This is a genomic window from Ignavibacteriales bacterium (assembly GCA_016709765.1).
Classification (GTDB): Bacteria; Bacteroidota; Ignavibacteria; order Ignavibacteriales; family Ignavibacteriaceae; genus IGN3.
Genome location: JADJMD010000012.1, coordinates 289,124 through 303,782, shown reverse-complemented (window position 1 = coordinate 303,782; position 14,659 = coordinate 289,124). Strand labels below are relative to the sequence as shown.

The window sequence follows — 14,659 nt, the reverse complement described above, 5'->3', positions numbered from 1 at the left end:
ATAAATTTATAGTTTATTGTATCTAAAATTTTATAAATAATTGATTTAATGAATCTCAAACAAAAATTAGATTATCACTATAACGCTTTTGATAGAACCAAACTCGAACCGGATCCACTTCAGTTTCTTTATATGTTTAAAGATGAAAGAGATATTGAAGTTGTTGGATTGATTACTTCTATCTTTGCATACGGAAATGTTAAACAGATTGAAAACACTTTAAAAAAGTTCATTTTAATATTTAATGGTAAACCATATTTATTTATAAAAAACTTTTCTGTTGAAAATGATTTAAAGAAATTAGCTGGGATGAAACATCGTTTTTATACTGAAGATGATATAATTAAATTGTTCCTAATCCTCAGCAAAGAGATTAAAAAGTACAAATCAATCAAGCAAATATTTTTACAAGGTTACAATATTTCTGATGACAATGTAAAAAATGCGATATCAAATTTCTCAAATCATTATCTAAAATCATTTGAACAATCTTTTGGAAAGATAAGTAATGGTTTAAAATTTATGTTTCCTTTACCGGAAAAGGGTAGCGCTTGCAAGCGAATTAATTTATACTTACGCTGGATGGTTAGAAATGATCAGCTTGATTTTGGGCTGTGGAACGAAATTCCTACAAGTAAACTTATTATACCAGTAGATACGCATGTTGCAAGAATTAGCAAATCATTAAAGCTTACAAAAAGTAGGATAGCAAATTGGAAAATGGCTGAAGAAATCACACAAAACCTAAAAAAGTTTGATGCTGTTGATCCAATAAAATATGATTTTGCTATCTGCCATATTGGAATAAGAAAATTAAAGTTTTAAGTTTAATACCATATAAAGTTTGAAAGTTTATAAATGAATAAAATATCAGAAGATAGTTTTCCATTTAAATATTTACTGTATTTCTTCGCTGTTACGTTCGCTATATCTATTGCGGGTTATTTAATTTATAATGATAGAAAAAATGCGATAGAAGATGAACTTTACCGGCACGTGGGAACAATTAAAGAAATAAAACTATCACAAATAAGTAAGGAACAGCTTCAAAGAAAAAAAGCTATTACTTCTATGCTATTACTGCCGGAGGTAAAAAATGATGTTAAAACATTATTTACTAAAAAAATGTCCCCCCTACTTTATTCTAACATTAATAAATGGGCAAATGAAATAAAAAATGATTTTGAATTTGTAAGCTTAAACATCTTTAATAAAAATGCTGATCTACTTTTTTCAACAGATAGTTCAAAAAGTATTTATGACCATTATTTAAAGCACGAACTTGTTGTGCTATTGCAAAAAGATTCATCTGCACTTTCAAATCTATATTTAGCAGAAAATAAAAAACTATTACAAGCAATCATTACTCCAATAAAAAATGGGAGTGTAATTGTTGGATATTTGTGGACTGAAGTTTCATTTTTCGAATATCTTCATCCCATAATTTCTTACACAAAACAAGAAACTGAAGATGTTGAATATATCTTGCTAAAAAAGCAAAGTGATTTGGGATTTATTTTAAGGGATATAAAAGAGAATGATGAGTTTAAAATCCGTACGATTCCGATAAGTAAAGAGGATAAAACTGAACTTGAATCATTTATTAAAGGCAAGGATTTTTTTAAAGATGCAAAGTTTAAAGGATCAAAAATATTCGCTTCCGTAAATGAAATTCCCGGTACAGATTGGATTTTATTAGCAAATATAAATCAGGAAAAAGTTGCTGAATCCACAAAGAATGCAGCAATGCTAATTACTATCATTTCTTTTTTATTGATTGTGCTTTCTGCAAGCATTACTTATGCAATCTGGAAACGCAGCCGTTTGCATTTTTTAACAAGAACTTTTACACTCCGCAAAGAAAAAGACGCTCTAACGGAGCGATATACTTCTCTAACTAAGTATGCAAATGATATGATACTTAGTATCGATAAGAATGGAAAAATACTTGAAGCAAATCAAAAAGCATTTAATACTTACGGTTACACAAAAGATGAATTGCTTAAAATGGATTTGCTTGATTTGAGTTACGACAGAAAAAAAGATATTGAAGTTATTTTTGCTTCTATTAATAATCCTGAAGGAATTTTATTTGAAACAAATCATAAAAGAAAAAATGGAACGATTATTCCTGTTGAAATTAGTGCCAAATTAATTAAGCAGGGTGATGAGGAAATTCTTTTAGCGATAGTAAGAGATAATACCGAAAGAAAAAAACTTGAGCTTGATTTAATACTTGCAAAAGATAAAGCAGAAGAAATGGATAGACTTAAAACAACATTTCTATCTAATATGAGTCACGAACTTAACACACCAATGAGCGGCATAATAGGATTTTCAGAATTACTGCTTTCTGAAATGGATAATAAAAATCATCGAGAGATGGCAAAGATAATCCACAAGAGCGGTAAAAGATTAAACGAAACCCTTAATTCAATTCTTGATCTGTCAAAAATTCAATCACAAAAACTTGATCTCAGGTTAAGTAACATTGAACTTTTAACGATGATGCAGGAATGTAAATATGCCTTTTCGGATGCTGTAAATAAAAAAGGTTTGCGTTTTAGTATAACTTCAGATCAAGAAAAAGTATTTATTAATACCGATCAAAATATTCTTCACAAAATTTTATGTAACATTGTTGATAACGCAATTAAATATACAAACGAAGGCGAAGTTCGAATCAACTTAAATGAAACCGAAGAAAATATAATTATAAAGATAACCGATACAGGTATTGGAATCCCAAAAGAAAATCTTGATCAGATTTTTGAACCTTTTCGACAGGGAAGCGAAGGACTCAACAGAAAATTTGAAGGTATGGGGCTTGGATTAACGATTACTAAAAAATATGTAGAAATACTTGGTGGGGCATTAAAAATACAGAGTGAACCAGGCATTGGAACCACAATTGAATTAGTATTTCGCAAGAAATAGAAAATTAACGATTAAGTAATTATTAAAATTTATCTATTAAAAAGTTAAAATAGTGTTGAGAATGATAGGCTTTCCTGCTTAACTTTAGCCCACTATTTTTAGAGAAAATGTGGCTCTAACCACAATTTTAATTGCTCAGTAATAGGAGAAAAAAAATGGCAGAGCAAAAACCATTTGTTCCCTTTGTCTCACCTGAAACCAATATGGCGGAATTTACTGTACGTGCACTCCTTATCGGATTAGTGCTTGCCGTTGTACTTGGTGCCGCTAATGCTTACTTAGGATTAAAAGCCGGAATGACTATCGCTGCAACCTATCCGGCGGCGGTAATTGGTATGGCTTTAATCAAATTAATGAAAGGTTCAATATTAGAAGAAAATTTTACCAGAACTGTTGGTTCGATTGGCGAATCAATTGCCGCTGGAGCTATCTTCACATTGCCGGCATTTTTTATTGCTGGAATTTGGGATCCTTTCTTTACACCAGGTAATTATATGATATCAGCTGCAATTATGGTTGCCGGTGGTATTCTTGGAATTATGTTTGTAGCATTGCTTAGAAAAGTAATGGTTGAAGATGTTGATTTACCTTTCCCAGAATCAGTTGCAGCCGCAGAAATTCACAAAGCCGGAAGACACGGTGGCGGCGGATCTAAATTTTTATTTTCTGCAATGGGAATAGGTGCTCTCATCCAATCACTTGGTCAATTCAAATTATTTGCTACATCGTGGGATAAATTAATTTCCCTCGGAAAGGGAAACATTTTATTTAAATCTCCTGATGTCAGTCCTGCTTACATGGGCGTTGGATATATTATTGGTCCACGGTTGGCAGCACTTAACTTTTCAGGAGGTGTGCTTGCATGGGGTTTGTTAACACCTATAATTGCATACTTTAAATTTTACAATCAAGATTTACCAGCAGATTTTAATTGGGCTGATACTATGGTTCAGGTTTGGAAAAGTTATGTTAGACCAATTGCAATTGGTGGAATGTTGGTTGGTGCAGGATTTACTCTTTGGAAAATGAGAAAAAGTCTTGCTACCGGTATTGCCCGCTCTGTTGGAGATGTTAAAAAAGCTGCAAGCGGTGAACATGTTGAAATCAGAACAGAAAAAGATATTAATTTTAAATGGATTATGATTGGAATTTTAGGAACAGCGGTTGCTACATTTTTCATTTACAATTATTTCGCCCAAAATGTTTTAGCTGCACTAGTTGCAACAGTTGTTATGATAATAGCCGGATTTTTCTTTGCGGCTGTTTCAGGATATCTTGTTGGAATTATCGGTTCAAGTAATAATCCAATCAGTGGATTAACTCTTTCAACCTTAGTAGTTGCTGCAATTTTAATGGTTGCACTTGGTATGAAAGGAACCCAAGGTGTTGCTGCTGTACTTGGCGTTGCAGCTGTTGTTTGTGTTGCTGCTGCGGTTGCCGGTGAGATGTTACAGGATTTGAAAGCCGGACATATTCTTGGTGGTACACCATGGAAAATGCAGGTTGGTGATATTATAGGTGTTGTAGTTTCTGCTGCTATTATGTTCATTCCTCTTTTAATATTGCACGAAGGTGATATTAAAATGGGCGGAACTGGTTTTGGCGGTGATGCTTTACCTGCACCACAAGCGAGTTTGATGGCAATTCTTTCAAAAGGAATTGTTGCCGGTGATATGGAATGGATTTTAATCTTTACAGGTATGCTAATGGGCGTTGGTTTTATTTTGATGAATGTTAAAAGTCCTATGCTTGTTAGCGTTGGTATGTATTTACCACTCGGAACAACTTTTGCAATTTTTGTTGGCGGATTGATAAAAGGAATTGTAGAAAGAGTTAACGAGAAAAAGAAATTTAATGATGCTCAAAAATCGAGGGTTGAAAATAATGGTGTTCTAATTGCCGCCGGATTGATAGCCGGTGAAGCATTAATTGGTTTACTGTTTGCGGGACTTGCTTTCTTCGAAGTATCGGTTCCTGCAATATTCACAGAACCATCATTCTTAGTAAGTCTTGTGGTTATTGGGTTTATTGGTTGGTTGCTTGTAAGGATTCCGGTTAAAAATGCCGGTAAACCAGATGATCCTGCACCTCCACAAGTATCTATGTAATAAACTATTATTGGAGCGTTTATTTATAAACGCTCCTTCTTTTTTTATGCCGCTTACATTTAATGAACGAAAAAAAATATTAAAGAGTGCTAACACTCTTGATCTTACTCCAATTAGAATTTATTCTGAAGTAAAGGATAATGATGATTTGGTAACCGTTATCATTCCAAAGTTTAAGAATAAGGTTGTCGTAAAATTAATCTCACCAAAACTTAAGAGTGATCACTTTAGAGTTAAGCTTGATAAATTTGGTTCAGCAGTATGGCTAAAGATAAATGGCAAAGATAGAGTCGATCAAATAATTAAAGATGTTAAGAAAAATTTTGGTGATGAAATTGAAGAAGAAACTGAAAGAATCACAAAATATATTTCACAATTATACACTCAAGGATTTATAACATTTAAAGAACTAAACTAAAGGAGTCTGTTATGGGAAAAGTATTAGGTCATTTAAAACCAGAGTTGGTTTGGTATCACTTCGAGGAAATCTGTAAATATCCTCGTCCATCCAAAAAAGAAGAAAAAATTGCGGAGTACGTTGTTTCTGTTGGAAAAAGATTGGGCCTTCAAACTGAAAAAGATAAGTTTGGAAATATTGTTATTCGTAAACCTGCCACACCAGGAAAAGAAAATCTTAAAACTGTGGTTTTGCAAGGGCACATTGATATGGTTTGCGAAAAAAATAGAGGTGTTGAACACGATTTTGATAATGATCCGATTTATCCATACATAGATGGTGATTGGGTAAAAGCAAAAGGTACAACTCTTGGTGCTGATAATGGAATTGGAGTTGCCAGTGCTCTTGCAATCTTAGAAGCAAATGATGTTGAACACGGACCGCTTGAATGTTTATTTACCCTTGATGAAGAAACCGGTTTAACAGGTGCATCGAGTTTGAAGAAGAACTGGTTAAAAGGTGATATACTTATCAATATGGATTCAGAAGACCTCGGTACTATTTTTATAGGATGCTCCGGCGGAAAAAATACTGCCGCAACACTTAAAGCTAAACTTGAAAAATCACCTAGAAATTATTCTGCTTTTGAATTAAAAGTAGCTGGATTAAAAGGTGGACATTCAGGTCTTGAAATTCATGTTGGAAGAGGAAATGCAGTAAAAATTCTTAATCGTGCAATTTGGAATTACTCTCAAGAAAATGCTATTCGCTTGGCAGAAATAAACGGTGGTAACAAACATAATGCAATTCCACGTGAAGCATTTGCAATCGTACTTGTTCCAAAGAATGATGATAAAAAATTCAAAAAATTTGTTGCAAAGTACAATGAAACTGTAAAAGCTGAATATTTAACCGTTGATGCAGGTTTAGTTGTTTCAGCAGAAAAACATGTTGTACCGGAAAAAGTTATGGATGAAAAAACACAGAAGCGTTTGGTTAACGCTCTGTACGCAATTCCACATGGTGTAATTAAAATGTCAAATGATATTCCTGGTTTGGTAGAGACATCAACAAACTTAGCGGTAGTAGAAACAGTTGGGAAAAATATTAATATTGTAACAAGTCAACGAAGTCCAATTGCATCACAAAATGTTGATATTACAAGTATGACAACAGCTGTATTAAAACTTGCTGGGGCAGATGTAAGTTATGGTGATGGATATCCGGGCTGGGCACCAGATATTAATTCTGATATTTTAAAAGTATTTAAATCTACTTTCACAAAAATGTACGGTAAAGAGCCTGAAGTAACTGCAATTCATGCAGGACTTGAGTGCGGAATCATAAAAGAAAAATATCCTGATATGGATATGATCTCATTTGGCCCAACGATGCGCGATGTTCACTCACCTGATGAGAAGTTACAAATATCAACCGTACCGGAGTTTTATAATCAATTAAAAACTGTATTAAAAAATATTCCGGCTAAATAGTTTAGTAATAATCATTAAAATTAAAGCAGATACGACTTTAGAAGTATCTGCTTTTTTTATATTATTGTCTGTAGTAATGATAAATCTATTATTTGTTTTTGTCGTACTGAGCCTGTCGAAGTATGACATCATTTTATTATAATTCTCACGTTTCGACAAGCTCAGCGTGATAAAGAAAAAGTGAAAATTAAATGGATGAAATTTCTTTAAAACCCCAGCCATCATCATTTTTAAGATGGAGTGCTCTTCTTCTCATAAGTTTAGCAATGATGGGTAATTATTATATTTATGATAGTATTAGTCCGCTTGCAGATTTATTAAAAACACAACTTGGTTTTTCGGATTCAAACATCGGATTGTTAAATGCAATTTATTCTTTTCCCAATATAATTATGGTTTTAATTGGGGGATTACTGATAGATAGAATCGGTACTAAATCATCTGTTTTGATATTTACCGCACTAATAACAATTGGGTCTATCGTTACAGCACTTACCGGAAATATATGGATAATGTCTGCAGGAAGATTAATTTTTGGTCTTGGTGCTGAATCTATGATTGTAGCAATTACTACCATTATTGCACGCTGGTTTAAAGGTAAAGAATTATCGTTTGCGTTTGGATTAAATCTTACTGTTGCAAGACTTGGATCATTTCTTGCGCTTAATTCTCCAAGTTGGGGAAAAAGTTTATATGAATATTGGCAATCACCACTTTGGATAACTGTTGCAGGGGGTGTTTTTGCACTAGTATGCGTTGGCGTTTATTTTTTCCTAGATATATATGCTAGTAAAAATTATGATCTTCCAAAGGAAGGCGAACAAGATGCGATATTACTTTCTGATATATTAAGAATAAAAGAAAGAACTAGATGGTTTCTCTTTGCTGGAATAGCCTCTGTTTTTATAATTCTTACAATTACATTCCCGGATAACTGGGCAATTTATTTAATCGCTTTGATTGTCGCCATGCTAGTCCTTTTTCTTAAAGCAAAATCCTTCTCCACATCTTTCTGGTATATCACAGCTTTGTGTGTAACTTTTTATTCGGCAATGTTTCCATTTCAAACTTTTGCGATCAAATTTTTTCAGGAGGCTCATGGTACAACAAGAGAAGTTGGTGGAAATCTTTCAAGTATTTTAACTCTTGCAGCTATGGTTTTTACACCATTGTTTGGATTACTTGCAGATAAAATAGGTAAACGATCTTTGCTGATGATGTTCGGATCACTTTTAATAATTCCAGTTTATCTTATGATGGCTTATCAATTTGGAAAGCCGACTGTAATGAATGAAAGTGATTTTATTCATCTTACAATAAAGTTTTTTGATATTGATGCAGCGATACCAATTTATTTAATCTTACCTATGGCAATGATGGGAATTGCTTTCTCACTAGTTCCTGCCGTCATGTGGCCTTCTGTAGCCATAATTGTTGATTCCTCAAAACTTGGTACTGCTTACGGATTGATGACAATGATTCAGAACATCGGTTTATTTGGATTTAATTTATTAATTGGTTTTACAAATGATTATTCGGGTGCAAGTGCAACAAATCCAGGAGGTTATACACCTGGAATGTGGATATTTTCCACACTCGGATTTTTAGGATTGCTTTTCGCATTCTTGTTAAGAAAATCTGAAACAGGACCAAACGCGCACGGACTTGAAAAAGGTATGACAAAATAATTTTTTAATTAATTTCGGCAGGGATGAAATCAACTTATCAATTCGGAGAGAATATGAAAATTGTTTCTACAGTTCTTTTTGTATTATTTATTTTCTTTGGCTCTTCATCCTATGCACAAGGTTCAGCTTGTTGCGGTTTGGATTATATGGCTGGATATCTTTTGCAATCGGGTGTCAGCGGTGGATATGGTGCACAGCAATTTTCCGCTACTGGTTTTAATGATTATATAAAAGTCTATAACGATAATCGACCTGCACTTACTAAAAAGATGGACGATTTTGGATTCTCATATGGCTGGAAAGCCGGTGCGAATATTATCCAGGTGGAAGATGATAATATGTTATATGGATTAAATATTTTTTATCAGCAAACTAAAGAATTACACGAAGCTACAGCCACTTTAACAAATAATATCCATGCAAAAAGAGAATTCGATTTAACATTGATATCATATGGAATAGGGCTCTCATTTTCGTATGTACTTAGCAACAGCTTCGATTTCAAAATTGCTGATGTAAAAGTGAACTGGAACAAAGCCAAACTAATTAATAAATATACTGAAGGTACCAATCCAACTACTGAAGAAATCTTAAGGAATCCCGATACAACTATTGGTGGACAAATAAGTACAGGTTTAGTTTATTATCCATTCCCACCATATATTTCTCTTGAAGTAAATGCCGGATACTCGTACTTTCAAATAAATGAAATGCAATTTGAATCATCGGCACAATTCCTTGCGTCAAATGAAAACAGCGGTGAGAAAATGGAAAATTTTATTGATGGCGGTGGATTTTTTGCATTTGCGCAATTGAATATAGCGATACCAATTTTTCAATAAGATAATAATTGAATAGACTATCTTATAAAATATTATTTTTGTTTTTGATATTCACTTATCAAATTTTACCACAAGCTTTTGGGTTTGGATGTTTAGGATTTATTGGTGGATTTGGAGGCTACAGTTATCAACAATATAAGCCCGATGGTCTTAATAGTTATGTGGCTAATTTTAATTTAAATAATTCCGAATATCTTGAAAATAAAATGAGTGATTTTGGCAAAGCTAGTGGATATAGAGTCGGAGTGAATGTTTTTCGAGCAAAGTTTACTGGATTACTTATTACTGCTAAAGGTTACTATCAACAATTACAAGAAGGCCACGCAGCAATTGATTATCAAACTGGTTTTGCTAAGAATACCAATTTTGATTTGAAGCTTAAAAGCTGGGGGATAGGTGTTGATCTAGGTATTCCGATTACGGATTTTCTTAATTGGAAAATTATAGATGGAAGTTTACTTATTAATAGTGCAAGATTTACTGAAACTATTAACTCTCAAGAAGGTACTTCAGTTAAAAAATTTGATAATGAAAAAACAGAATTTGGTTACTCCGTTGGTTCAGGTTTTATTTTTGAGATATTAAAAGATTATATAAGCTTGGAAGGTGTAGCAAGCTATTCGGTAATCACAATTGATAAAATGAAAAATGAAGACGGCAGTATTTTGATTAACAATCCTAATAAAAATCTAAATTCAGAAAAGTTTATCAATACTGGTGGATTTAGCGCAGTACTTCAATTGAATTTAGGATTTCCACTTTAATAAGAGGAGAGAAAGTGAAAAAACTTACAAAACTTGATTCAGCTTCTGCAATTGCTGTACGCGATTGTATGGGTGCAAAAAAAGGCGAGAAAATTCTTGTAATTACTGATGAGCTAAAGAGGGAAATAGGTTTAGCGCTGCACGAAAATGCTATTAGATTAGGATATGAATCACTGCTAGTTGAAATGAAATCAGGAAAAATAAATGGTGAAGAACCATCTGATGTTGTAGCTGATTTAATGCAAAAGTTTGATGTAGTTTTTTGTCCCACAGCAAAATCATTAACTCATACAAATGCCAGAAGAAGTGCTTCAGCTAAGGGCGTGCGCATTGCAACTTTTCCGGGAATCACAAAAGATGTTATGATTCGTGGAATGAACGCCGACTACAAGGCTATTTCAAAAAGAACGGTTAAACTTGCAAATCTTTTAGAAACTGGTAAGGAAATTCGTATAACAGCTCCTGCAGGAACGGATATTACTTTTAAGATAGCAGGAAGAAAAGCCTATGCAAGTAAAGGGTTATTCCATGCAAAAGGTGAAAGCGGAAATTTACCGACAGGAGAAGCATTTTTAGCCCCTGTTGAAGGAACCTCAAACGGAGTCTTTGTAGTTGACGGTTCTATGGCTGGTTTGGGTTTAATCAAAAACGCCAACATAAAAATTGAAGTTGAAAAAGGTTTTGCAACAAAAATATCCGGTGGAATTCTTGCAAGTAAGCTAAAAACAATGCTTGATAAAGTTGGTAAAGATGCTCGTAACATTGCGGAATTTGGAATCGGTACAAATGATTCTGCAAAACTTAGCGGAATTTTACTTGAAGATGAAAAAGTTATGGGAACCATTCACATTGCTCTTGGAAATAATGTTTCTATGGGTGGAAGTGTTAATGTTCCAATTCACTTAGATGGCGTTATTAAAAGGCCAACAGTCTGGATGGATTCAAATATGATAATGAAAGATGGAAAACTTTTAGTAAAATGATAAATGTTCAAAGTTAAAGGCTCAATGAATTTTTTTTTCAATATCTTTTTTCTTTGAAGATTGAACATTTAGCATTTAAGAACTCTATTTCCAATAAAAATTGCTTTATTTATCTTTACAACAACTAAAAAAATTTTAAGGAATACGGATAGATGTCAATATTGCCAATAACGGTTTGTGGTGATAAAATACTTAGAAAAAAAGCCGCCAAAGTTTTAAAAGTCGATGATAAAATCATCAAGCTAATTGATGATATGTTTGAAACCATGCATAATGCAAATGGAATTGGTCTTGCAGCAAATCAAGTTGGGGCCAATAGACGGATTTTTGTTATAGATATTTCTAAAGTCGAAGATTATGAAGATGTTAAGCCGCTTGCATTAATTAATCCAAAGATTATTGAAAAATCTAAAGAAACAGTAAGCTATGAGGAAGGCTGTTTAAGTATTCCGGATCAGCGTGAAGATGTTATTCGTCCACAAAGAATAACAATTGAATTTCAGGATAAAGACTTAAACACCCACACCATTGAAGCAGATGATTTACTCGCACGAGTAATGCAGCACGAATATGACCATTTACTTGGCATTTTATTTACAGATCTTGTTGATGAAGAAACAAAAAAACGACTCAAGAAACCATTAAACAAAATCAAAAAAAGAAAAATTGAAGTTGATTATCCAATTAGCCAATCAGAAGAATACCGCATAATGTAAATGTAAAGGTGAGTGATGAAAATAGTTTTTATGGGTACTCCGGATTTTTCAATTCCTTCCTTAAAAGTCCTGCTTGAAAATAACCATGAAATTTTAGCGGTTGTAACCACTCCTGATAAAGAACGTGGAAGGGGACAAAAAATTACTTTTACAGCTGTTAAACAATTTGCGATTGATAATAAAATTTCTGTTTATCAACCGGATAAATTAAAAGGTAATCTAGAGTTTGTAGAACAAATGAGAATCTTAAATCCAGATTTATTTGTAGTTGTTGCTTTCAGAATTCTGCCAAAAGAAGTTTTTGAAGTTCCGAAATATGGTTCATTTAATCTGCATGGTTCTTATTTGCCCAAATACCGTGGCGCTGCACCAATCCAATGGGCATTAATAAATGGAGATGAAGAAACAGGTTTAACCACATTTAGACTTGCAGAAAAAGTTGATACTGGAAATATATATTTACAGGAAAAAGTAAAGATAAATCCAGATGATAATTTTGAAACTCTGCACGATAGAATGAGTTTACTTGGAGCTGAACTAGTATTTAAAACAGTAAATCTGATTGAAAGCGGCAATGTTGAATTGTATCAGCAGGATGATTCACTTGCTTCACCTTCCCCAAAAATTACAAAAGAAATTTGTTCAATTGATTGGACTAAAACCGCCGAAGAAATACACAATCTTGTCAGAGGCTTGTCTCCGCATCCTGTGGCATTTTTTAATTACAACAACAAAGTAATTAAGATTTATAAAACAGAAATCGTTCATGATTTAAAACTAAAGCCATTTGAGTTTCATCAAACAAAAACGGAATTGATAATTGGCTGTGGAAAAGATGCTTTACGAATTTTGGAAATCCAGCAGGAGGGGAAGAAGCGAATGAACATTGAAGAATTTTTGAGAGGTTTCAAGTTTTAGTTATAGTTTTCTAGAATCACTTTAATCTCATAAACTCATTCGGTTATTAAGTGCTTTTGAATATTAATAATTATTTCGCCAAGGTTCCTGATTTTCCTTCTCCACTAATTGCTTCTTAAACTCTTCTCGATAAGGAACCCAAATTTTCACCAATTTTTGCCAACAGGCCTTTGGATCAAACCCCCCCCCTTCTTTTTAATTCCCTTTTCTTTTTCACCTTTCAAAACTTCCCTTTTTTCCATAAATCATCGAAATTTTAAAAGATAATAATAAGTGTTATTAGTCCAACTAATATTAAACTCTTTAGTGTCATACATATCACTAGTTACAATAATCCTCTTTCATCATTCAAATCATTTCTTTAAAATAGTACCATCTAATCCAAACTAAGAGCGAATAATTGAAATATAAAAACAACATTCTCGACCAGATAGGTAATACTCCTTTAATTAAGCTTAACAGAATTAATAAAGGATTAAAACCACAGATATTTGCAAAGTTAGAATCTGCAAATCCAGGCGGCAGTGTTAAGGACCGTATTGGCTATGCAATGGTTTTGGATGCAGAAAAATGTGGCGAGTTAAAACCTGGGGGAACTATAATCGAAGCAACGAGCGGAAACACAGGAATTGGACTTGCACTTTCCGCAGCTGTTAAAGGTTATAAATCAATTTTTGTTGTAACGGATAAAGTAAGCGATGAAAAAATTAATTATTTAAAAGCACTAGGTTCAGAGGTTATAGTTGTCTCCAATTCAGTTGATCCTGATCATCCGGAATATTATGTGAATGTTGCAAAGCGTTTAAACAAAGAAATTCCAAATTCATTTTTTGCTTATCAATATTCTAATCCATCAAATCCGGAAATACATTATCATACAACCGGACCGGAAATATGGGATCAGACAGATGGAAAGATTACACATTTTATTTCCAGCATCGGTACAGGCGGAACGATAAGCGGGACGGGCAGATATTTGAAAGAAAAAAGTCCAAATATAAAAGTTATTGCTGCAGATCCACTCGGTTCGATCTTTAAACATTATAAAGAAAAAGGTGAGTTAATTAAAGGAACGCCTTATCTTGTTGAAGGAATTGGACAGGATTGTTTGCCTGCAAATGTTCACTTTCAGTACATTGATAAAATTATAAACATAAGTGATAAAGAATCGTTTTCAGCAGCACGCAGATTAACAAAAGAAGAAGGAATTTTTTGCGGCGGAAGTACAGGTACAATTGTTCACGTTGCATTAGAAGTTGCAAAAGAATGTAATGAAAATGATGTGATAGTTTTTATTGTTTGTGATACAGGTGAAAGGTATTTATCTAAAGTCCACAACGCGGAATGGTTGAAGCAAAACAGAATGCTTGAGCCTGAAGTTAGAACCTTGCGTGATTTATCAGATATTAAAAAGCAAAAAGGTGTAGAAGAAATTGTATCGATTAAAGATACTGATTTTGTAAAGGATGTATTAAACTTGATAAGTAAAACTGGTTATTCACAAATTCCTGTAATGGAGGGAAGGCAATCCATCGGGTGCATCAGAGAAAATGTTTTATTGACAAAGTTAGTTGATAATCCATTAGTTTATAATGCAACAATCAAAGAAGTAATGGAAGAATCACTTCCAATTCTTGAAGCAAAAACAGAACTAGAAGAAGTAAAAAAATATTTAAGAAATAATTCTGCGATTCTTGTAAGTGATTTTGGTTTAATAACCGATATCATTACAAGATACGATTTGATAAATTTACAACAATAATTATGTTGCAGGAACAATTCGACATTTGTTCTCTGCAACAATATGATAGAT

The 14,659-nt window shown here is 33.2% G+C and carries 12 protein-coding genes; all 12 read left to right on the top strand.

Annotated elements, in window-relative coordinates:
• The first annotated feature begins 48 nt into the window (after positions 1–48).
• The 12 genes from IPJ23_07220 (at position 49) to IPJ23_07165 (ending at position 14,608) form a co-directional block, all read left to right on the top strand.
• Positions 49–825, top strand: coding sequence for a TIGR02757 family protein (locus tag IPJ23_07220; GenBank protein MBK7630475.1), 777 nt, complete (start codon positions 49–51; stop codon positions 823–825).
• Between the two features lie 33 nt (positions 826–858).
• On the top strand, positions 859–2,937 hold the full coding sequence (locus IPJ23_07215; GenBank protein ID MBK7630474.1) for a PAS domain-containing sensor histidine kinase: 2,079 nt from the start codon (positions 859–861) through the stop codon (positions 2,935–2,937).
• Between the two features lie 155 nt (positions 2,938–3,092).
• On the top strand, positions 3,093–5,045 hold the full coding sequence (locus IPJ23_07210) for an oligopeptide transporter, OPT family (GenBank protein MBK7630473.1): 1,953 nt from the start codon (positions 3,093–3,095) through the stop codon (positions 5,043–5,045).
• Positions 5,046–5,055: 10 nt separating this feature from the next.
• Positions 5,056–5,463 carry a PqqD family peptide modification chaperone gene (locus IPJ23_07205; protein ID MBK7630472.1) on the top strand — a complete coding sequence of 136 codons (408 nt, stop codon included), beginning with the start codon at positions 5,056–5,058 and terminating at the stop codon, positions 5,461–5,463.
• An 11-nt stretch (positions 5,464–5,474) separates the two neighbouring features.
• Positions 5,475–6,935 (top strand): aminoacyl-histidine dipeptidase, encoded by a 1,461-nt coding sequence (locus IPJ23_07200; protein MBK7630471.1) that lies wholly within the window; start codon positions 5,475–5,477, stop codon positions 6,933–6,935.
• Positions 6,936–7,126: 191 nt separating this feature from the next.
• Positions 7,127–8,623: an MFS transporter gene (locus tag IPJ23_07195; protein ID MBK7630470.1), complete on the top strand. Its 1,497-nt coding sequence runs from the start codon at positions 7,127–7,129 to the stop codon at positions 8,621–8,623.
• 53 nt (positions 8,624–8,676) lie between these two features.
• Positions 8,677–9,465: a hypothetical protein gene (locus IPJ23_07190; protein ID MBK7630469.1), complete on the top strand. Its 789-nt coding sequence runs from the start codon at positions 8,677–8,679 to the stop codon at positions 9,463–9,465.
• 8 nt (positions 9,466–9,473) lie between these two features.
• Positions 9,474–10,229 (top strand): hypothetical protein, encoded by a 756-nt coding sequence (locus IPJ23_07185; GenBank protein MBK7630468.1) that lies wholly within the window; start codon positions 9,474–9,476, stop codon positions 10,227–10,229.
• A gap of 68 nt (positions 10,230–10,297) precedes the next feature.
• Complete coding sequence (locus IPJ23_07180; protein ID MBK7630467.1) at positions 10,298–11,212, top strand: aminopeptidase; 915 nt, start codon at positions 10,298–10,300, stop codon at positions 11,210–11,212.
• A gap of 152 nt (positions 11,213–11,364) precedes the next feature.
• Entirely contained in the window at positions 11,365–11,928 is a 564-nt protein-coding gene (gene def / locus IPJ23_07175; GenBank protein MBK7630466.1) for a peptide deformylase, read from the top strand.
• Between the two features lie 15 nt (positions 11,929–11,943).
• A complete protein-coding gene (locus IPJ23_07170; GenBank protein MBK7630465.1) occupies positions 11,944–12,846 on the top strand; it encodes a methionyl-tRNA formyltransferase in 903 nt (300 codons plus the stop codon).
• Between the two features lie 400 nt (positions 12,847–13,246).
• On the top strand, positions 13,247–14,608 hold the full coding sequence (locus IPJ23_07165) for a pyridoxal-phosphate dependent enzyme (protein MBK7630464.1): 1,362 nt from the start codon (positions 13,247–13,249) through the stop codon (positions 14,606–14,608).
• Positions 14,609–14,659 lie beyond the last annotated feature (51 nt).